Raw genomic sequence first — 20,701 nt, 5'->3', positions numbered from 1 at the left:
ACCAATAAGATTGCGCGGCTTCTCCGCGCGAAAGACCGCAGATCATGAAGTCTACGCAAGGGCGCTCGCCCGATCTACGTTCTGCTATGTTCGGTTCAATGCACGGACTGGTTGGCGTCGGCGTTTTCTCGGCAGTGATAAACGTTCTCGCCTTGACCGGCTCCGTCTACATGCTCCAGATCTACGATCGCGTACTGCCTTCGCAGAGCGTGCCGACCCTTGTCGGGTTTACGATCGGGATGCTGGGCCTCTACGCGGTCTACGGGCTTCTCGATTTCGTCCGGCTTCGCCTGTTGGTCCGCATCGGCAGCCGCCTGCATAGAAATCTTCAGCAGAAGGCGTTCGCTGCCTCGCTTTCCTTGCCGCTCACTGCAGGGCAGGATGCGAACCGGGTGCAGCCGCTTCGCGATCTGGATCAGCTGCGCGGCTTTCTTTCCGGACTGGGGCCAACAGTCGTCTTCGACGCTCCCTGGATCCCGTTTTACATGGTGGTCATCTATCTGCTGCACCCTTCGCTTGGTGTGCTGGCAACGCTTGGCGCGGCGGCTGTCGTATTTTTGACGATCGTCGCGGAAGTCGTTGCCCGCAAGCCCGCCGCGCGTGCGTCTGAAACGCTCGTGGCACAGCGGCTTCTTGCCGATTCCGGCCGCCGCAACGCTGAGGTTGTCCAGGCGATGGGCCTTTCCGCCCAGCTCGGTCGGCGCTGGAACGAGATCAGCCATCTCTATCTCAAGAACCAGGAACAGCTCTCCGATGTCGTCGGCGCAGCAAGTTCATTGTCGAAAACCCTCCGAATGGCGCTGCAATCGTCCGTACTGGGGCTGGGCGCCTATCTCGTGATCGGCGGCGAGGCTTCGCCCGGCGTGATCATCGCATCGTCCATATTGTTGGGCCGCTCATTGGCGCCGGTCGACGTGGCGATCGCAAACTGGAGAGGGTTTCTGGCCACCCGGCGAAGCTATTCCGATCTGGCGGCAGCGCTGGACGCTTTCGGCAGCCAGAACGACCCTATGGAACTGCCGCGCCCGCAGACACAGCTTGTCGTCGAGGAACTGACGGTCGCGCCACCAAGCCTGCAGAGACCAACGCTCGTCAATGTAAGCTTTCGCTTGTCGAGTGGCGCGGGGTTGGCGATCGTCGGCCCGAGCGGCTCCGGCAAAACGACGCTCGTGCGTGCTTTGGTCGGGGCCTGGAAGCCGCTTCGCGGAACGGTAAGGTTGGACGGCGCCTCGCTCGATCAATGGAATTCGGAGCTGCTCGGCGCTCATATCGGCTATCTGCCCCAGGACGTTGAGCTCTTCGACGGAACGATCGCAGACAACATTTCAAGGTTCGGCGGCAAGAGCGATGCCAAAGGCGTGCTGGCAGCCGCCAGGGCTGCGGGCGTGGACAAGATGATCATGCGGCTGCCGGAAGGTTTTCAAACGCGCGTCGGCGAAGGCGGAGCGGCCCTGTCGGCTGGCCAGAGGCAGCTGGTCGGGCTCGCCAGAGCACTTTATGGCGATCCATTCCTTGTCGTTCTCGACGAACCAAATTCCAATCTGGATGCCGACGGCGACGTTGCCCTGGCCGGGGCGATCCTGGCGGTGCGCCAACGTGGCGGCATCGCAATCGTCGTGGCGCATCGTCCGTCAGCTCTCGTCAACATCGATCAGGTACTCGTCTTGTCGAATGGCATGCTCCATTCCTTTGGCTCGCGCGAAGACGTTCTGGCAAATGTGATCCGGCCTTTCCCGCGGCCAAATACTGTCGTCCCGCTGCAGCAAGGGGCAAGCGGGCATGCGTGAGGGATCGCCAGTGTCTAACATGACCATGTCGTCATATGCTGCGGTCGGTGGCGAAAGCCAATCGGCTGGGGCAAAGCCAGAGCCGAATGGCATCCGGACCAATCTGCTCTTGGGTCTGGCCGCACATTGTCGTTCCGCCGTGGAAAGGTGCAGGCAGGCATATGTGAGGTATTGCTCTACTGGGACCGTGTCATCATATGCCGCGGCCGGTAGCGAAAGCGAACTGATCCCGACGAATCCAACCGAAGAGCCGGATGGTATCAGGGCCAATCTGCTCCTGGGCCTGGTGACTACCTTCCTGTTGATCTTCGGCGGAGGGCTCTGGCTGGGGTTGACCAAGATTGCAGGCGCGGTGATTGCGCCCGCCACCGTGGTGGTCGAAAGCAACATAAAGAAAGTCCAGCATCAAACCGGCGGCACCGTCGGCGGCATCTTCGCCCAGGACGGGGATCATGTGCGTGCCGGCGACGTCTTGGTCAGGCTGAACGACACGCTGACGCGAGCAAACCTGCAGATAGTCAGCGAGGAGCTCAATCGCGCCACCATTCGTCTGGCGCGGCTTGAGGCAGAGCGGCAGGGTCTGCCGGAAATGCAACTTCCGCCCGGCGTTCGCGCCCAGATGGGCGATCCGCAACTGGCGGCACTTGTCCGTGGCGAACGCGCCGTGTTCGAAAGCCGGGCGGCCGCATTGGCTGGCCAGAAGGCACAATTGCAAAGCCGCTCGAAGCAATTGGAGCGTCAGATCGATGGCCTCAAAGCACAGCAGGCGGCAATGGACGAGTCGCTGGATCTGCTGACGCAGAACCTTGCTGACGTCGAATCTCTCTACGCAAAGAAGTTGGTCTCCAAGGAGAGGCTGAGCACTGTCAGCTTGGAGAAGAGCCGGACTCGCGGCGAGTCAGGACGCCTCGTCGCGGCAATCGCGGAGGTCCAAGCTCGCATCAGTGAGACTGACCTGCAGGTGCTTCAGCTCGATGAGCAAATGCGGAGCGAGGTAACCAGCGAACTTCGCGAAACGGAAGCCAAGCAGACCGAGCTCAATGAGCGCAAGGTAGTGGCGGAAGACGAACTCGCCAGGACAGATATCCGCGCGCCACAGTCAGGAACGGTACAAGAATCTTCCATCCACACCATCGGAGGCGTGATTGCCCCCGGAGAAGTGCTCATGATGATTGTGCCTGATGCCGACAACCTGGTCGTGGACGCGCTCGTTTCTCCAGAGCGTATCGATGACGTACGGCCTGGGCAGCGGGTTTCAATCCGCTTTCCGGCCTTCGATGTAGGAACGACACCTGTTTGCCAGGGTTCGGTCAAACGCATCTCTGCAGATCTGATTAAAGATCAGCAACGTCAGCTTTCGTACTTTTCGACGCGCATCAACGTCGAAAATGCGGCGACCTGCCTGACAGGAGCGAAAATACTCAAACCCGGCATGCCCGCCGAAGTTCACATAAGCACCGACGAGCGCAATGTCTGGTCCTATTTGCTGAAACCCTTCACCGACCAGGTTTCCAGAGCCTTCAAACAGTAACGCAGGTGCAGGCGGTCTATTGGACCGCTGCACTTTCAAGCGCACTGCTGAACCTTACCTCGATCGTATCTCCCGGTGCCACCTCGGTGTCCTCTCCGGCAGACTGTTTGCGCCATTCCTCACCGACCTTGCGGACGATTGTGATCTGAGCCTGGATGGTCTCGCCGGCAACCGGCAGCGGCTGGGCGGACGCTCCCGTGGGCTGCAACTTCTGGCTGGCGGCGCGAAGTCTTGCGGTGGTATCGGCAAGGCGCACGTTGGTATCCTTCAGCTCGGTCAAGAGACCGATCCTTCTCAGGTTGTTATTGCGCTCATGCTGCCTGACGAAATCGTCCTGCTGGCGTCGTGTTGTCATGAGTTCGACCGACGTTTCGAGCGCGCGGCTGGACGACAGAAGCACACCGCGCCGGACATCGGCGAGCCTGTCGTTGGTCAGATTGCCTGCTTTATGTGCTTTTGTTACCCGTGCCAGATCGTCCTCGTCCGCTTTCACGGCTTCCACTTCGGCCTGTTCGCGCTTGAGCAGGACTTCGATTTGCGCTGCAGCATCCTTGGCGCTTTTTTCGAGGTAGTTTTGCTCCTGCTGGAAGTTGTCCAGGGAAAGCTTGAGCCCTTCTGCTTCAGCCTGGGCGATCGCCGACACAAAAGCGGTCGACAGGGGTGACCCTTTTGGTGCCTGCATGTCGAATTTCGCCTCGTTCTGGAGTTCGGAGCGAAGGCGGGCGCTATGAAAGTGATCTCTGGTGTATTCTCCCCAAAGCGATTCATAGTCGCGCCGCAGATCCACCGGATCGGGGCCGACCTGGTTCGCCCGTGACCGCAACAGGCTGAAACCGCCAGACACCGCAATCGCCTGCCGCACCGTCATGAGCGGCCGGTAGGCCTGCTGCCCGGGAGTGAGCACGTCGCCGGTCACGTAGATCGGGCGATAGTCTGCTATCACTGCGGTCACGTCGCTCGGCTTGATGACGATCATTTGCTCTCGCCCATCAGGCAGGCGCTGGTGGAAGATCTTGGTTGGCAAGATTGTCTCCATCCGCGTCTGCAATTCGGCTGGCGTCAGACCGCCGACCGAAACCATCCCGACTTCGGGAAGCGCGATCGTACCGTCCATCTGGACCGTGGCACGTTGCGTTCGTTCGGGGATGGAGGCAATTCCTATCTCGACGGTGTCGCCGGCGGAAAGTCGATAAGCGACCCGCGTCTCCGCTGCGGCCGCCATACCCACGGCAGACAACATACCAAGCGCGGCAAGAAGGATTCGATTAATGAGGGTCATTGGCGACAATCTCCTTCTGCTTCGATCCTGATTCTTCAACCCAATCGAGACGGGCGACGAATTCGTGCACCGGCCCGCCAGGCACGCCCCAGTTACTCGACCAGATCACCTGTGAGCCGTCTGGCGAAGGCGAAGCATGGGTCTCGCTCCAATAGTCGAACGGAGCGTTCCGCGTTTGCACGATACGCCGAACCTCTCCACCGTCGATGCGCAGCGCGATCACTTCTCGCGCATACGGCGCCCAGTCCGGATTGGCTGATATCTCGTCAGGATTGCCACCATAACTGAGGAACACCCAACTGGACCTGCCCAGTGCACGCAGCGATGCATGCTCGGCCTCGCCGAACTTCATAATCGAGGTGACCTTCCCGTCAGAGAGCCTCCGCTTGATCACCTGATATTTGTCGGGATCGGCTTTGCTGATGCCTACATAGACTTCGCTGCCATCCTCATCGATTGTCAGATCGCCGTGACCGGGTCGATGGTGCTCCGTCCACCTTTGGCGCAACGTGCCATCAACGGCGAAAATGCCTCTTTGTTCAGTGCCGTCCGACAGGTTTTGAAAGCAAAGGATATTCGTTCCGAGGGGGGAGATCGAGCAGGCGCTGTTGCTTCCGGCAAGCTGAGCCAGGTCGATGTCCGGGAATTTCCGCCGCTGGTTGAGATCGTATGCAAAAACGACCATCGCGCCATCCGAACGGATTGCGCGCACCGCTATGCGATCACCGTCACGGCTTGGATTGCCTTTGGACGGCCCGAACCTCAGCTCGTTATAATTTGTCCCGACAAACAGCACATCTTCGCGATTGGTCCGAGGCGCCCAGGTCGAGATCTTCCGATCCTGAACGCAGATCATCAAGTCGGCATTTCGCGGGTGCCATTCACATTCGCCCGATCTATTGCGGCGAAACAGCGGGACATACGTTTGCCCGTCGAAGAAGCACATACCATTGCAGCCGTTGGTGATGACGAGCAGGCTTTGGTCTGCATTCCAGGCTTGAGCGCTCGAGTAACGGTGGCTGCAATATTTTTTTCCGCATGCAATCCCATTGCCAAGAACTCCTGGCTTGGTAATGCGGGTGAAGACTGTCCCAAACGCGGGGTCTGTCGCTGGGCGCAAATAATCGGGCAAATCCATCGCTACCGGCGCGGTAAACTGGGCCGACGCGCTGCTTTGCTGACCTCCGGCCGTAGGCAGACCCAACGACATGGCAGCGGCAATCAACAGCGGAGCCAATGCACGTTGGTGAAAGGTCATGTCATATAGCTCATTTCGTGTCGGACACGGCCTTCACTGAGGCGCGCCTCCCACCATCCGATGGTTCGCTCCAACCCTTCACGCAGACTGGTCTGTGCCCGCCACCCGGTCTTGCCCTCGAGGCGCGAAGAATCGGCCAATAGGGCACGGACCTCGGAATTCTGCGGCCGCAGGCGGCGTTCGTCGCGATGGACCGGCTTTTTGGTGCCGCTCAGCTCGAGCACCAGATCCAAAATGTCCGAGATCGTCACAGCGCGTTGGCTCCCGGCATTGTAGGGGCGACCAAATTCAAGCTCGGCCGAACCTGCGGTCAGGAACGCCGCGGCAGTGTCTTCCACAAAGGTGAGGTCGCGGATCGGGCTTGTGTCCCCGACCATGATCGCCGGGCAATTCTTGTCGAGGACTTGCCTTATGATGGTCGGTACGATGGCCCGTTCACTCTGACGTGGGCCGTACGTATTGAACGGCCTCATGATGACCACGGGGGTGTCGAACGACCTGGCGAAGGACTCCGCCATCATGTCTGCGCCGATCTTGGATGCCGAATATGGTGACTGGCCCTGCAGTGGATGGGATTCATCGATTGGCATCGTCAGGGCGGTGCCATAAACCTCGCTGGTCGAAGTGTGCACCACACGCTCGGTCTCCCATTGGCGCGCCGCTTCGAGAACATTCACCGTGCCCAGTATGTTGGTCTCCACATAGGACTGGGCGGCCGCATATGAATAGGGAATCGCAATGAGTGCGGCGAGATGAAACACGACGGCCTGGCCACGCACGATCCGGTTCAGGAACGCACTGTCGCGAACGTCGCCGCGGACAAGATTCAGCTGGCTTCGAATGGTGTCCGGCAAATCATCGAGCCAGCCATGACTGTCGAAGGAATTGTAGAGGGCCAGCGCCGTCACATCCGCCCCGTTACGGACGAGCGCTTCGGTGAGATGCGACCCGATGAACCCATCGGCGCCCGTGACCAGAACTTTCCTGCCCCTGTAATTCATAACTGTGCGTTCCCCCTATGACGTGAAGCGCTGACCTTGCAAACCCAACGGAGCGCGGCCATGCCCAAGCTGCTCTCACATGCCGATCGGCGGCGTGACCGGGCCGATCGGCGGCGGTGAAACCAAGCCGATGACCGCCAGAAAACCGCGCACCATCCAAACGATATCGGAGGCGACGGTTCGCTGCGGATAATAGGCAAGGTCAAGCCTGGCCTTGGCAGGGAACAGAACCTCACGGTAGAAAAGTAGCGGATCTTCGGATCGCGGATAAAAGTGGGCTTCATGCCGGAAGAGAACCTGGGCCGGACCCAGCAAGCCCGGCTTGTATTGCAGGACGGCCTCAAAACCGCCGCGGAAACAATCGGCGAAGACAAGGCTCTCCGGTCGCGGTCCGACAATTGCCATGTCGCCTCTTAAGACATTCCACAGTTGCGGAAGCTCGTCGAACTTGGTGAGTGCCAGGAACCGCCCTATCGTCGTCATACGACTGTCGCCGGCCATGGTCAGCGCCAGGCCGCCGGCGTCGCATCGCACGGCGAATTTGCGGAACTTGTACATGCGGAATGGCCGCCCACCAGCACCCACGCGGGTCTGCGCAAAGAAGACAGGCCGGCCGCCTTCCAGTAAGAGCGCCAGGGCGATCACCAGCATCAGCGGAGCGAAGACGATGGCGGCTGCCGTAGCGATGATGAGATCAATTGCCCGTCTCGCGAAGCCATGGGCGGCGCTCGAGACAATGGGTCGATGAATGGATAAATCCAAGGCATTCATGCTGCTGTTCCTGCTTGGGCGCAGCTGTTGATCGCAGTGGCAAGCGCTACCGCCACTGATTCGACCACAGGCGCGGTGATTTGGGGATGCAGCGGCACCGTGAGCTCACGCTGGGCAAAGTCTTCTGTCCGCGGCAAATGGGTGCCGGGGAAGAGCTCGCGATAGAGCGTCATTTGGTGCACCGGCGGATAGTGGATGGTGGTTTGTATTCCTTGCCTGCGCAATTCGTCGATGACGTCTTGCCTGTCGGCGTAACGCGGCAAAAGGACTGGCATGATATGATAAGCCGACGTCCGCGGCTCGTGGAACGGGACTGTTACGGCCGGACAATGTTTTGCGATGAGACGTCGATACAGTATAACCAGTATGCGCCTGATCTCGTTCCACTCCTGCAAGTTCTGCAGCTGGACCAATCCGATGGCAGCCCGCATTTCATCCATGCGATAGTTGAACCCGAGCATGGTAACATCATACTGCGGCGTGCGACTGTTCAGCCTCTGATGCGTCCCCGTTGTCATGCCGTGACCACGGGCCTGACGGATTGTCTCAAGTAGCTTGCGATCTCGGGCGATCACGGCTCCACCTTCCGCCGTGGTCATATTCTTGTTGCCATAAAAGCTGAAGGCGGCCGCGGCACCATATGTACCCACTTCCTTCAAGCCGGGCGCATGCGCGGCATCCTCGATGATCTGCAGCCCCCGGGAGCGGGCGAATTTCTGCCATTCTTCCCGATTGGGAAGGTAGCCGGCAAAATGTACGAGAATGACCGCTTTGGTGCGCGCCGTGCATCGCGCTTCGGCTTCCACGATCGACATCAGCGGCACGTCGGCGGACTCGATGTCGACAAAGACCGGAGTGGCACCGACGTAGAGGACCGCGTTTGCGGTCGCGACGAAAGTCATCGACGGGACCAGCACTTCGTCGCCTGGTCCGATACCGAGTGCATGCAAAATGAGATGAAGCGCTGCGGTACAAGAACTGACCGCGACGCAATCATCCGCGCCATGCATGGCGGCAAAAGCCTCTTCAAAGGCCTTCACCTGCTCTCCCATCGTCAGCCATCCGCTATCGACGACCTTGGACAAAGCTGCCTTCTCCGGCACACCCAAAATTGGGGCACTGACCAAGAGCATCATAACCTCCTAGACTGTTAGACTACGGGATTGGCTTCGTGATCTCGTCATGCGGCCGTGGCAGTGACCTCGATCGAGGCCGACTGGTCTTCCCAGGAAATGGCTTGTGCGTTCTGGAAGTCGTCGACGCGCCCGATATCGAGCCAGAGACCATCATGCTTGTATACATGGACGGCTGTTCCGTTCTGCATCATCTGCAGCATCAGGTCGTCGAACCCGAAGGGAATGCCGGATGGAATAAACGGCAGAACGTCTGGATTCATGCAGTAGATTCCCATGCTGACAAGGTGCGAAAGCGTCGGCTTTTCGCGGAAGACCTGAACGGTGTTATCGACTTCGTCGATGACGCCGAAGTCCATCTTGATCAGGCGGCAGGCTGTGGCGATCGTTACCGGGTCGGTATGCTTGCGATGGGCAGCCACAAATCGACTGAGGCTCAAATCGGTGAGGACGTCGCCATTGAGAACTATGAACGGTTCCGTCAGCTCATCTCTGATCAACGAGAGCGGGCCGATGGTGCCGAGCGGCTCCATCTCTTGCGTATATCGAATTTTCAGGTTCCACTGCGAGCCATCTCCGCACACTGTGCGGATCAAGTGGCCGAGATACCCGGTTGTGATGTAGACCTCCTGGATACCATTGCGGCGCAGCCACTTCAGAAGCATCTCGAGAACCGGCCGGGCACCAATCGGCATGAGCGGCTTCGGCAAGACCGATGTGAAGGGGCGAAGGCGTGTGCCCATTCCGCCACATTGAATCACTGCTTTCATCTGAATTCTCCCCATGTTCACTCGGCCTGAGCGCTGTCGTCACGGCCGCAGCATCCGAAAGTCACTTTCTTGTTCTCTTACAAAGACCGATGGGATTCCCGTCGGCCCTTATCCGGACATTGCATCTGGATGGTATGTGGCCGCCGGGGTTGATGTCGTCGTGCATTCGAATGGTAGCGATCTAGACATTATGGTGTTCAATGGCCGTGCTGATCGACGAAGGCTGACGCCTGTCGCAAAGGCAGGTTCGGAGCGGGGTTCCGCGAACAGTTCTTGGCCGATCAGCTGTGGCCATGAGACCGACAAAAGCCCGAATGAGTGCTTGCAGTGAGCCAAGTGTCCATCAATTGCCGGAACGACCTACAACAACCCGGCGATTGCGAGATATCGGCATCGAAGCGCGCTGTTGGACACGGATCTTGGCGGTTGAGAACGGATATTCGGCAAGTCAGCGGATTCCGATCGCAGGGCTCAAAATAAGAGGAGCGTTTCCGGTTATTTAGGGTTATATTAGCAATCTGACGCTTGTCGTGTTGGGGCACAGCAGGTGTTGACTGGATAAATCGACGAGTGGTCGGCCATGACCTTAAGGCCATCACCGTTCAATGGTTCCAGGTTTCGTTGGGGTAGTTCAATGTATCGAATCGTCATCGCCGACGATCACGGCTTGTATCGTCGTGGCCTGCGGTTGGCACTGACCGCAGGCATTCCAGGTGTAGAGATATTTGAGGCATCGTGTTTCGATGCCGTACTTAGTCTGTTGGCGGAACAGGCGTCCGTTGATCTTGCGATCCTGGACCTGAACATGCCGGGATTGTTCAATCAGGAAGTGCTCGGTGGCATTCTGTCGGCTTATCCCGATACCCGATTTGCGATCGTTTCCGGAAACGATTCACGCTCCGAGATCCTCACGGCTCTGTCGATCGGACTTCACGGCTATATCGTAAAGTCGCAAAGGGACGAGGAGGTCGTCATGGCCGTCAACGAAATCCTCTCGGGCCGCATCTATGTCCCTGCCCTTCTGTCACGCCCGGGTGCGGCGCTAGCGACCCACGCACCTGCTCCCGCCGAGCAAATCCCACAGCGACGTACCAATACCGGCAACCTTGGCAGGCTGACCTCGAGGCAAAAGGAGGTCCTGAAGCTGATGGCGGAAGGGTATTCCAACAAGGAAATCGCGCGCGATCTGGAAATTGCCGAAGCGACAACGAAAATCCATGCCGCTGCGGTTCTGCGCGAGCTTGGGGTGCGGAATCGGACAGAGGCTGCCGTTATGCTGAAGACCTGGCTAACGGGCAATATCAACAATATCAATTAGAGCGTCGCGCGCGTCCTTCTGGATACGCAAACGGCGCTCTAAACAAACTCTGGAATTACGCTTCGTGCTTCCAAAATCGGTTCCGATTTCTGGAAGCACGAAGCGTTAGGCGCCGATTTCCTTGCGTGACAGTCGTAGCGAATATCGCAGCCCGTGATCCGATATTTCCAGCTTGGGGGAGTGACCGACAAGCGGCGCCCCATCCACCCCGATTATCATGGACCCGAAACCATGACGGACGACTCTTGCGGTCTGCCGCCGCCCCGATTCCACCCAATCGAACACGACGTCACTGCCCGGATCTTCCGATGCGAATGTCCAGCTTACGTCGATCCGGCCTTTGGGATCGCCAAGCGCTCCATGTTTCAAGGAATTGGTCGTCAGCTCGTGAACAACCATCGCAAAGCTTTCAGCGGCGCCGCCTGATATCACGACGGAGGGACCGCTGACCGATATGTCGCGGGTTCCCATATAAGGCTGCAGCTCCAGAACAACGAGATCATGGAGCATCCCCGTTGCGTTGCCGTTGCGTGAAAGCAGCAAATGCGTTGCCTCGAGCGCACGGATCCGGTCGATGAGCGTCTCCTTGTACTTGGCGACATTGTTCTCTGGAGCATCGACCATGTTCACGAGCGCCGTGATCACTGGGAACAGATTGCTGAACCTGTGTCGTTGTTCCAGCATGATGCGCTCCCGCTTCTTTGCCGCGGCGCGCAGCAGGGTGGTTTGTCGTCGCTCGGTCAGGTCGGCGGCCACTCCGATCCGCTGTAGACGATCATCGTACTTCTCTTCCCTTCCGCGTAAGGCAACCCAGCGGATATGTCCGTCCGGTCGTCGGACGCGAATCTCGACGTCGTAGTTCGTGACCGATGCGAGCTTCCTCGATGCCAACAGCTTTGGCCAGTCCACCGGATGAATGACGGCTGTCAGCTCATCGAGGCGCCGGCTGGCGGCCGGGGGCAGGCCGAGAATGTCCCAGAACGTGCCCGAGCCGGTGACGATCCCGTCTTTGAGGTCGATCCGCCACGTGGCCAGGCGTCCAGCAGACAAGGCGAGATCCAGCCACTCCTTCTGAGCCCGAAGCGCTTCGTGTACAGCCCGTCGTTCCGAAATATCGTCGACCACCACGAAGATGCTTTCTGAGAGAACCCCGTCGGGCACTGACGAAGACAAGGTTAGCCGAGCCCAGAATGCCGTACCGTCCTTTCGTGTCAGACGGACCTCCGAAGCGAACGGAGCACTGTCGTTCCCCAGGCCCGCCAATAACCGTGCCAAGGCATCGCGGTCGGCCGGATGGACGAGTGCCCTGAGCCGCAAATGGGCAAGCTCCTCCTCCTTGTAACCTGTCATCTCACAAAGACGTCTGTTGGATTGCAGCAACTCACCTTGCTCGTTGGTGTTTGCAAATCCCATAGCGGCGCGTTCGAAGGCCCAACGGTAGCGGCTTTCGGTTGCTTCGACGGCAGCAAGTCTCGCTTCCGCTACTTCCAGTACATCACGCAAATCCTGCCGCAGCCGATTGAAGGTCATGGCAATCACTGCACCCGAAACCAGAAGCAGGATGGCGCGCGCCCAATCTTCGCTGGAGATCTGACCGTGCAGGGCGCCCCGTACCCATAGGCCGGCTGCCACCATCAGAATCGTCGCGGCAAGTGCAGGCCCGCGATCTTCGAGATAAGAAATAATAATAATAGCTGGAATAAACTCTAAAAAACTTGAACCTCCTCCGACATATACCGAGGCTTTTGTTTCGAATATTAGGGTAGCAATTAATACCGACGCGGAGGCTATATGAGTTAGCAATCTGCCTGGCGGGTACGAAATCGTCCTGCGCGAATGCGAGTTCATAGACATAGGCTACAACCTTTTAACTAGGCCGTCGAGACTAGAACAGAAAACGTACAACCTAGTACGACTGCCGGATTGCCATACCGCTGTCACAGCGCGCATTTTATGTGGCGGGGGGAGAATGACTTGGTCAGAACTCCTCATAATATATAGAGTTTCAAGGTGATAGGGTCATTTTTTTAGCCCTATACACAAAAGACTGCGTGTAAATCCCGAATAACTTATTTCGGGCTGGTTAAACTTTGGGGAGATTAACAAGATGACTCTGATCGACAGACACAGTGATGCTGTAGCGCGCAACCGATACATCGTAGTGGGCGCCAAGTATGCCCCTGAGGCGTATAGCCCCGAGATGCTGCGGCCCTCATATCCTTATCCTTCAACTCGTGCATCTGATCGGCCGGATGCTGGCGGCGACGAACCAAGGAGACGCAGCCTTGAATCCATCACCGGCATGCTCGATCGCATCGGCTGCGGCTATCTCGTGCTGAACCGCGAACGAAAAGTGATCGAGTGGAACGCAGCCGCTCAAACCACGCTGGAGCGCCAGGGCGAAGCGGCTGAAACAGCCAGTGAGCTTTCGATCGCCCTGAGGCGGCTGGTCGCCAACGTTCCTGCCCATTTCCTGCCGGGTTCACTGTCTTGGGTGGTGATCCGCAGCGCAGGCGACAGGCCGGTGATACTGAAAGAGAACGGAGTTGTCGCGCCTGACGGAACCAGCATCGTGGCATTGCTGGACCGCGAGAACAGGTCGGGGCCAAATCCGCAGACGCTGCAAAGGATGTTTGGCTTGACGAGCGCAGAAACCCACCTGGCGCTGCGCCTGGCTCAGGGCGATGCGCCGTTGGAGATCGCCCGCAGCTGGCGCCTCAGCCGCACCACGATCCGCTCCCAGCTTGCCTCGCTCTTCGCCAAGACCGAAACGAGACGCCAAGCGGAATTGGTGGCTCTTCTGGGGCGTATTTCGGTCTTGCCATAAGGATCGCCGTTTGGATCCAGGCGCCGGACGTCGTCATCCAGACGACCGGAATTGGGGGCCTTTCAACATGGCTAGCTAGTCGCGCGTTGCGTCGCGGACAGAATGTCCTTGCGTCCTGGAGTTGAATGAACGAGTTAACTATTCATGCCATCCGAAGATGACCGATTGCCGCGCGCCGGCGCGGGGAACCGCGGCGGATCGGATTTGCCTATAGCTAGGTTGAAGCCTGACCTCTTCAGCCTACTGTTCAAGGGGTGCAAGGCCGAGCGCTACAGTGCCGGACAGCATCTCTTCATGCAGGAAGATAGTTCCGATCGCGTCTACGGCGTCATAAGCGGCACGATAGAGATATCGCTCTATTCGCCCGGCGGTCGCAAGCTTGTCGCCAACATCGAACTGTTACAGAGCCTCGTGGGAGAAATCGGCGCTCTCGACGGAGGGCCCCGCACGGCGACCGCCATATGCCTTACCGATTGTGAGCTGGTTTCGGTCAGTCGCGCGAAGCTTTTCGAGCGGATTGACGAGCATCCGCCGCTGGCGCGCGCGCTGATCGAATTGCTTTGCGCGCGCCTGCGCTGGGTCAGTGGCGAAATGGGCGACCATGCCTTGCTCAAGATCGAGACGCGGTTGGCCAAGCGGCTGATCTTCCTGTCCGGCCTGTTAGCCGACGCGGAGGGCTGGATACCGATCTCGCAAGCCGATGTCGCGGAGTTCCTCGGCGCAACGCGCGAATCGATCAACAAGACGCTGAACTACTGGCGAAGCCGGTCCTTTATCGCGATAAAGAGGGGTGGCATTCGCATCACAGACAAGCAGGCCTTGCGCGATATTGCCGATTTAGAGGACGAGTGATCCGTCGTCCACTGTTCACAACCGGGAGATGAGATAGCGCATTGCCGAACGGCTCGGCATGAAGAAATAGCCGCCGCCGCGCGTGGTCACGAAATCAGGAAGCTTTTCGATCACGACGCCTCCGCCCGGTAACGGGATCGTGAATCGGCCGCCTCCGTTCTGCGCGCCGATCGTTGGGTCCTTTTCTTCCTGCAAGCCGTGGAAGGAGACGGCCGAAACCCAGCTCTGCTGGATGAACTCGTATTGACGTTCGATATCGGCGTTCAGGCACATGAAAAGCAAACCCTTCTCCTCATCCCGTTCATAGGTGCGGCCGACGCGCAGGATACGGTGACGCTTGTTGATTCTGATCTGGCTGTCGTGATCCTCGCTCAGGGAGTCGCGCGGATTGGAGCGCCTCACATGCGAGCCCAGTGGGCAATGCAGCCCCTGCGGATCTTCCTTCCCGAACGAGAAATCATTGTCCGGCTCACGCTTGCCGCGCCCGTTCGGATTGCGTACGAGCGATGTCCCGTCCTGCCAACGTCCGACCATCTTGGCAGCGATCCAGCGTGGATCTATGGATCTATGCCCTTTGAGCTGTTGCTTTTCCGCCTCTGCCCGACAGTACGCGCGGAATGTCTCGACGTGTTGCTGAATCTGGCGCACGACGACGAAGGAGCCATTCCTGCCGAAATCCCTCGGGACGGCCGCCGCGCCGAACAGGGCGGTTTCACGCTCAAGCGCGGGCAATACACCGCCGCGATCGAGCGATGGGGGCACTGTCGGCGTTGGCGGATAAAAGCCGAGTTCGTCCTTGTATCCGAAAAGGAACTCCCCCGGCGCCACGACATGCATTGGGGCGACCGGCGCATTCGCGCGCGGCGTGCCGCTGACCACCGGCTGCGAAATGCCGTCCGCGAAGCCGAAATGCTCGAACGCCTGCTTTCCCTTGCGATGTATGACGAGCGGCAATTGCACAACGATCGCGATCCCCGCCGTCTTGCTGTGTTTTTCGAATTCCGCGACATCCTGCTTCAGCGTGTCCAGATCGGCCGCGTAGCAGACGACTGCCGCGTCCACCGGCTTCTCCAGCGAACCCCATTCCCAATGCTTCGGTGCGCTCGACCCGACATCGTCAAGCGCCCGGCTTCTGGCCGGGCTGGCTATGCCCTGACGAAAGGCAGACGGAAACGTCGCCAATGCTCCCTCCGGGGTCGTGTCCTCCAGCCCGAGCCGCGCCAGGCCATCGGGACCAAACATGGTCATCATCGCACGCCCTTTGGGAAGCTGGTTTGCGAAGCTCGTCCGTTTGGCGACGAACTCCAGCCATGCCTTGCGCTTTGTCCTTGAAAGCCCCTCCGGAATACGCACTGCGATCATCCGCGCGTGTGGCAGCGGGCCGAGGGGTCCAAAGAAGATGGTCTGGATCTCGCCGGTTTCCAGCGCACCCGCTGGCCGCGGCAACGAACCGAACAGGCCGAGCCAGTCGCGCGCCTCACTCTCGGTGGCCGCCTTGGCAATGCCGCGGCGTATCAGCGAGTTGATCCGGATGCGGCCGGTGTTCAGCTTGGGGTAGGCCGAATACCAGAACAGCGTCGGTATCTGTTGCCGCCTTGCCCAGCGCTTGAAGCGGTCGCCGTCGGTCGCGCCGTCGAGAAAAAGCGCGCGAGTGCGCGGAAAGCCAATTGTGTTGCTCCACACGCCCGTCAGGCCGCTATGCGCCTTGTTTATGAAGTCTTCGAGATAGCTTTCCCAACTGCCGCCGAAATTGCTGAAGAACATCAGCTTGTCGGTCCCTGGCAGTTTCACCCAGCGTGCGAAATGGATCGTATTGATATCGGCAAGATGACCCGGCCGGAAGACACTCTTTGCCGAGATCGAAATGAGATAAAACGACAAGCGCAGCGCCCATCGCCGCAGGATTCCGGACTTCATGACCGAAATCGCCGTCAAATTGTTCTGCAGAGTATGATTCTCGCGCGAGATGACCGCTTCCAGGCGAGCAGGATCGATCGAGGCGTCTTGCGGCACGTCGCGTTTTTCGAGACGTCGCAGCCCGAGATAGAGAAGCAGGGCGATGAACAGGATAAGCAGTGTCACCCCCACGAGAGTCAACACCAGGGACGTACCCGCGACCAGCAAAATTCGGGAAAAACCGGACGGGGAGTCGAAAACGAGACTGTAGGTGATCCACCAGCAGGCGAGCAGGCCGACAAACACAGAAGCGAGTACCGCCGGTGCTCTCAGCGTGCTGGTGACGGCCCTCCAGAAGCTTCCCGCGGGTTGCTCAAAAAGACTTTCAGCTGGCTCGAACGCCCAGCCATAGGATCCCTGCGCCGCAAGGCGGTTTCGAACCTCGGCCAGCGTTGCGCCGGCATTCTCGTCCGCCGGATTGGCTTCCGCGAGGATCTTGCGCACGGCGTTCTCCAGATCGGCTTCGGCTCGTATCCGGGCAACCGAATGTCCGGGCGTGCCGGAAAACACCAGCCCGGCATTGCTGCCGAACAATTGCGAAATCTTCACCGCACGCTTGCGCATGAACTCTTTAAGCGATTCGTCGCGACCGAGGCCGCACCCCTCCTCAAAGATACTGCGGAGAAAGTGACCGGTTTCCGCCGCAAAATTATCGATGACTTCCTCGTCGGAGCCGTCGCCGGAAAATTCCAGCACGAGATGCGCCTCGTCACCATCCCGCTCGTCGGCGGGATCGGCTTTGCAGGCGACAGCGAGGCTGGCGAAATGAATGGTCCCGTTCGCGTCGAGCGCGTCGGCGATTTCGCCACCGGCAGGGTTGCCGAGCACCGCAACATTTTCACGCAGGGCGGCCAGGGAGACCCCACGATCGACCTTGCAGACCACGGTGACCATCGCGTGTCGAACCGTCTCGGAAAGAGGCGAGATATCGAAATCGACCTTCAGGCTTTCGGGGTATGCGCCCAGTGACCTAAGGCGACCGGCCTTGCCAGCGGCGCGCCGGACCCCAGGCTTTGCGAAAAGTGCACGAAAAGCTTCGGCAATCTGGATCCGCGCCAGCGCAGCGCCGATGCACTGATGAATACCATGGCCGAAGACGAGATAGTCGCTGGCAGGACGCTCTATGTCGAACTCGTTCGGCCGCTGGACGGCATCAGGATCGAACATCGCCGACAATGTCGCCGGCATCACGGCCGTACCTGCCTTCACCAGCCGCTCGCGGTGAGTTCCCCTGGCTATCACCGTGTCCTGGGTGGTGTAGCGGAAGGGACCGATCCAGATCGGCTTGAACCGCATCGCTTCCAGGATCGCGCGACCGAGCCGTTCTTCGTCACCCGCGGCTATGGCGCCTTCCACCGCTGCCTGCGCCTCCGGCCGGGAAAGAACCACGTCGAGGCAATTGCTGCCCGCGAGAAGATTTGTTGGCGCGAAGCCGGCGATCATGCCGAGCATGATGGAATGGATTTCTTTGAGGCTTGTGGCAGGCTGGCTGCGGTCGAGCATTTCCACCAGACGACCGAGCGGTGTCTGGAGACTACCCCGGCCTTCGCGGATCGCCTCGATCGAGCGGTCGATGGCCTTCACCATGTGGCCCGCCGCGACGATGGCGAGTTCGCGAGCTGCAGGACTGCCGAAAGGGTCGGCGAAGAACAAACCGCTCAACGCATTTGCCCAGTTCGCGAATTCGGCATCGTCGTCGATCACAATCCCAAAATAATCCCGGCAGATGCGCACCGGAACGACCTTGAGGAGATCACGCACCACATCGAAGCCCGGTCCGGCTGTCAGCATGATCTCGCGCGAATGGCGGGCGGCGATAGGCCTTGCCACACGTTCCACCTCGTCGACCGGGAAGGCGCTGAGGATGGTCGATTTCATCCGGCGATATGCCGGCCCATCCTGCATGCCGAGAATGAAGTTCGTTCCGCCGGCAATCTCCGTCATTTCGAGGCCATACGGCGTCTGGAAAATATCCTGCCGTTCCAAGATTTCACGGACATCCTCGTTCCTGGTCACGAGCAGGATGTTGCCGAGCTTCAACATCGGCCAGAAGCGCCGCAGAAGCGCCAGTATCCAGCGGGGATCCTGAAGCAGCCGATTTGTCAGGCGGCCGGTCAGGCTCGTGGAGCGAAGGCGCTCGACGTCGAAGGCAGGCAATTCCGCCGCCGGCCGCTGATCTTTCTGAGCCCGGCGAACGCCGTCGTAGTATTTGGTGATGATCATCGCTTCAAGGCCCCCGGCATCCCGGCCGACGGGATGCCCAACGATTTGATCTACGTTTGCTCGCCTCCGGCGTATGTGAGCTGGTTCACAGTTTTTTGCCGCCCCATTCTCATTGCACCCTCTCGAAATTCTCTATGAGGAAAGCGTTCGCCGACTTTTCGGTAAACGGTATCCAGTCCACCTGCTGGCGTGAAAAATCAGGATGGCGCGTCTGGAAGATCGCGCGTTCCGCACGCGCCTCGGCGTCGCGTCCGCTGCGCGCGAGCGCGCCTATCTTGAGGAATCGGGAGTAGAAATAACCGGGAGACAATTCGAGCGAGCGATCGGCGGTGGCGATCGCCGAATCCCAATCATGAGCGAAACTGTAGGCCGCAGTCAGTTCGCCGAGATTGTGGAAGCCATAGATGTCGAACGGACTCAGCCGCTCCGCGGCGAGGAACAGAGGGATCGCTTCCCTTACCTGCCCAAGCAGAAGATGGGCGCTGCCCATTGCCGAGCACGCAAAGGCAAAGCTTGGATTGATACGAAGCGCCTCGCGCAGATGTGCCAATGCCGATTTCGGCTGCCCGCGCATGATATCGGTAATGCCCAGATAAGCATGGGGACGCGCATCCTGACTGTCCATCAGCAGCGCCTTGCGGGAATAGTCAACCACCTTGGCAAGATGTTCGTTGTCGCCGAAGCGCAGCCAGCTGCGCCAGAAATGCCACCAAGCGAGTTCGTTGAGCACGGCCGAGGAATTCGGGTCTTCGAGATAGGCTTTCTGGAAGAACTCGAAGGCGAGTTCGGTATCCTCGCGCGTGCGACGCTGCATGTGCCAGCGCCCGCGTCTCACGAGTTGCCACGTCTCCATGCTTTCCCAAGGCACCTGGAATGTGCGCACCTGCTCGGCCCGATCGACCTCCTTTTCCAGCATCGACACGATTTCAGCACCGATCTCGTCCTGCAAATCGACGATGCCGGCGAAGTCGCGATCGAACCTGCGCGACCAGACCACCCTTCCATTCGAGGCGTCGGCAAGGCTGACGTTCAGCCGAAGTCCGCTGCTGCGGGAAAGCTTTCCGCTGACGACGTAGCGCGCGCCAAGCGCGTTACCGACAAGCCGGGTGTCGAGCATATCGTCGCGAAACTGAAAGCTGGAGCTTTCGGCGATGACCGGCAGCCATCTTGTGTTGGACAGCCCCTGTATTATGTCCTCGGCGATGCCGTCCGCCATATACTCGATTTCGCGATCGTCCCCGTCAATGCGGAATGGCAGGACCGCGATCGCTGGCGGGCCGTTCGCCGCGGATTTCAAACGTATGGAACCGGGAATGCCTCCGGCCGCGGGCGGCATCGTGCCTTGTCCCTCGCCGCTTCGGGCGACGACGAAGAGACGGACCGGCAAAGCGATGTTCTTCAGCGAAAACTCACCGAGATCGGTGAACTTGGCCGCCGATTTACCCTTCACATGGTGCCAGGTGGTCTCGGAAATTGCGACGCCGTCATGTGGCGCGAACTCCTGGATGCGCGCCGCGATGTTCACATCGTCGCCATAGAGACTTTCACCGCGGACAATTACGTTGCCGGTGTGTATGCCCGCGCGAAAAGGCATGCGCATGTCCGGCACAACCGCGGCGTTGATTGCTGCGATCTTCTCCTGAAAGTCGAATGCCGCCCGCAAGGCCTCGATCGGAGCTCCGAATTCGGCCATGAGGCTGTCGCCGGCAGCGCCGAACATTCGTCCGCCGAAGGAGGTGCAGCTTTCGATAATCAGCGCCCGTCGCCCTTCGAACGCTGAAACCGCAGCCTCGTCATTGAGACCCATCAGACGCGAGAATCCAACCGCATCAATGGAAATGATAGTCGCGAGCTGACGGATATATTGCCGCTCAGCCATTCCCCTTACCACCCTCCACCGAAACGTTAGCGCTGTCATCCGCACGCTGCAATCGAAATTGTGGGCTCACCTATGGGAATGTAAAAATTTTCACATACGAGCGTTCTCGCAATCTG

General features: G+C 59.2%; 14 protein-coding genes. 5 read left to right on the top strand and 9 right to left on the bottom strand.

What is annotated here, in order from left to right:
• Positions 1 to 44: 44 nt before the first annotated feature.
• Together NKH73_RS07925 and NKH73_RS07920 are read left to right on the top strand one after the other, a co-directional pair.
• Positions 45 to 1,787 carry a type I secretion system permease/ATPase gene (locus NKH73_RS07925; protein WP_352930012.1) on the top strand — a complete coding sequence of 581 codons (1,743 nt, stop codon included), beginning with the start codon at positions 45 to 47 and terminating at the stop codon, positions 1,785 to 1,787.
• Between the two features lie 187 nt (positions 1,788 to 1,974).
• The gene (locus tag NKH73_RS07920; RefSeq protein WP_352930009.1) at positions 1,975 to 3,318 is read left to right on the top strand and encodes an HlyD family type I secretion periplasmic adaptor subunit; all 1,344 of its coding nucleotides are present in this window, start codon (positions 1,975 to 1,977) and stop codon (positions 3,316 to 3,318) included.
• Between the two features lie 16 nt (positions 3,319 to 3,334).
• Here the strand turns inward: NKH73_RS07920 and NKH73_RS07915 are convergent, their stop codons facing one another.
• From NKH73_RS07915 to NKH73_RS07890, 6 genes are all read right to left on the bottom strand, one after another.
• The gene (locus tag NKH73_RS07915) at positions 3,335 to 4,597 is read right to left on the bottom strand and encodes a polysaccharide biosynthesis/export family protein (RefSeq protein WP_352930006.1); all 1,263 of its coding nucleotides are present in this window, start codon (positions 4,595 to 4,597) and stop codon (positions 3,335 to 3,337) included.
• Complete coding sequence (locus tag NKH73_RS07910) at positions 4,584 to 5,855, bottom strand: hypothetical protein (RefSeq protein WP_352930003.1); 1,272 nt, start codon at positions 5,853 to 5,855, stop codon at positions 4,584 to 4,586. Before NKH73_RS07910 ends, NKH73_RS07915 begins: the two co-directional genes overlap by 14 nt.
• A complete protein-coding gene (locus NKH73_RS07905; protein WP_352930000.1) occupies positions 5,852 to 6,856 on the bottom strand; it encodes an SDR family NAD(P)-dependent oxidoreductase in 1,005 nt (334 codons plus the stop codon). Before NKH73_RS07905 ends, NKH73_RS07910 begins: the two co-directional genes overlap by 4 nt.
• Positions 6,857 to 6,931: 75 nt before the next feature.
• Entirely contained in the window at positions 6,932 to 7,627 is a 696-nt protein-coding gene (locus NKH73_RS07900) for a sugar transferase (protein WP_352929997.1), read from the bottom strand.
• Positions 7,624 to 8,760, bottom strand: coding sequence for a DegT/DnrJ/EryC1/StrS family aminotransferase (locus NKH73_RS07895; RefSeq protein WP_352930745.1), 1,137 nt, complete (start codon positions 8,758 to 8,760; stop codon positions 7,624 to 7,626). Before NKH73_RS07895 ends, NKH73_RS07900 begins: the two co-directional genes overlap by 4 nt.
• 47 nt (positions 8,761 to 8,807) lie before the next feature.
• Positions 8,808 to 9,530 (bottom strand): nucleotidyltransferase family protein, encoded by a 723-nt coding sequence (locus tag NKH73_RS07890; RefSeq protein WP_352930743.1) that lies wholly within the window; start codon positions 9,528 to 9,530, stop codon positions 8,808 to 8,810.
• A 634-nt stretch (positions 9,531 to 10,164) separates the two neighbouring features.
• Here NKH73_RS07890 and NKH73_RS07885 point away from each other — a divergent pair.
• A complete protein-coding gene (locus NKH73_RS07885) occupies positions 10,165 to 10,848 on the top strand; it encodes a LuxR C-terminal-related transcriptional regulator (RefSeq protein WP_352929994.1) in 684 nt (227 codons plus the stop codon).
• Between the two features lie 105 nt (positions 10,849 to 10,953).
• On the opposite strand, the gene NKH73_RS07880 is transcribed toward NKH73_RS07885, so the two are convergent.
• Positions 10,954 to 12,696, bottom strand: coding sequence for a PAS domain S-box protein (locus tag NKH73_RS07880; protein WP_352929991.1), 1,743 nt, complete (start codon positions 12,694 to 12,696; stop codon positions 10,954 to 10,956).
• Positions 12,697 to 12,955: 259 nt separating this feature from the next.
• On the opposite strand from NKH73_RS07880, the gene NKH73_RS07875 reads away from it, so the two are divergent.
• Positions 12,956 to 13,675 (top strand): helix-turn-helix transcriptional regulator, encoded by a 720-nt coding sequence (locus tag NKH73_RS07875; protein WP_352929988.1) that lies wholly within the window; start codon positions 12,956 to 12,958, stop codon positions 13,673 to 13,675.
• Positions 13,676 to 13,819: 144 nt separating this feature from the next.
• The gene (locus tag NKH73_RS07870) at positions 13,820 to 14,527 is read left to right on the top strand and encodes a Crp/Fnr family transcriptional regulator (protein ID WP_352929985.1); all 708 of its coding nucleotides are present in this window, start codon (positions 13,820 to 13,822) and stop codon (positions 14,525 to 14,527) included.
• Between the two features lie 15 nt (positions 14,528 to 14,542).
• Here the strand turns inward: NKH73_RS07870 and NKH73_RS07865 are convergent, their stop codons facing one another.
• The gene (locus tag NKH73_RS07865; RefSeq protein WP_352929982.1) at positions 14,543 to 18,706 is read right to left on the bottom strand and encodes a cytochrome P450; all 4,164 of its coding nucleotides are present in this window, start codon (positions 18,704 to 18,706) and stop codon (positions 14,543 to 14,545) included.
• Positions 18,707 to 18,815: 109 nt separating this feature from the next.
• Positions 18,816 to 20,585 (bottom strand): adenylate/guanylate cyclase domain-containing protein, encoded by a 1,770-nt coding sequence (locus tag NKH73_RS07860; RefSeq protein WP_352929979.1) that lies wholly within the window; start codon positions 20,583 to 20,585, stop codon positions 18,816 to 18,818.
• Positions 20,586 to 20,701 lie beyond the last annotated feature (116 nt).

Source organism: Mesorhizobium sp. M0938 (assembly GCF_040319125.1).
In the GTDB taxonomy this organism is placed as follows: Bacteria; Pseudomonadota; Alphaproteobacteria; order Rhizobiales; family Rhizobiaceae; genus Mesorhizobium; species Mesorhizobium robiniae.
Note: the sequence above shows the minus strand (reverse complement) of the source record. Positions and strands in the feature narration are given on the sequence as shown.

Coding starts and splice junctions, on each gene's coding strand:
- NKH73_RS07925 (WP_352930012.1), top strand. CDS start 45: ATGAAGTCTACGCAAGGGCGCTCGCCCGATCTACGTTCTGCTATGTTC.
- NKH73_RS07915 (WP_352930006.1), bottom strand. CDS start 4,597: ATGACCCTCATTAATCGAATCCTTCTTGCCGCGCTTGGTATGTTGTCT.
- NKH73_RS07910 (WP_352930003.1), bottom strand. CDS start 5,855: ATGACCTTTCACCAACGTGCATTGGCTCCGCTGTTGATTGCCGCTGCC.
- NKH73_RS07905 (WP_352930000.1), bottom strand. CDS start 6,856: ATGAATTACAGGGGCAGGAAAGTTCTGGTCACGGGCGCCGATGGGTTC.
- NKH73_RS07900 (WP_352929997.1), bottom strand. CDS start 7,627: ATGAATGCCTTGGATTTATCCATTCATCGACCCATTGTCTCGAGCGCC.
- NKH73_RS07895 (WP_352930745.1), bottom strand. CDS start 8,760: ATGCTCTTGGTCAGTGCCCCAATTTTGGGTGTGCCGGAGAAGGCAGCT.
- NKH73_RS07890 (WP_352930743.1), bottom strand. CDS start 9,530: ATGAAAGCAGTGATTCAATGTGGCGGAATGGGCACACGCCTTCGCCCC.
- NKH73_RS07885 (WP_352929994.1), top strand. CDS start 10,165: ATGTATCGAATCGTCATCGCCGACGATCACGGCTTGTATCGTCGTGGC.
- NKH73_RS07880 (WP_352929991.1), bottom strand. CDS start 12,696: ATGAACTCGCATTCGCGCAGGACGATTTCGTACCCGCCAGGCAGATTG.
- NKH73_RS07875 (WP_352929988.1), top strand. CDS start 12,956: ATGACTCTGATCGACAGACACAGTGATGCTGTAGCGCGCAACCGATAC.
- NKH73_RS07870 (WP_352929985.1), top strand. CDS start 13,820: ATGCCATCCGAAGATGACCGATTGCCGCGCGCCGGCGCGGGGAACCGC.
- NKH73_RS07865 (WP_352929982.1), bottom strand. CDS start 18,706: ATGATCATCACCAAATACTACGACGGCGTTCGCCGGGCTCAGAAAGAT.
- NKH73_RS07860 (WP_352929979.1), bottom strand. CDS start 20,585: ATGGCTGAGCGGCAATATATCCGTCAGCTCGCGACTATCATTTCCATT.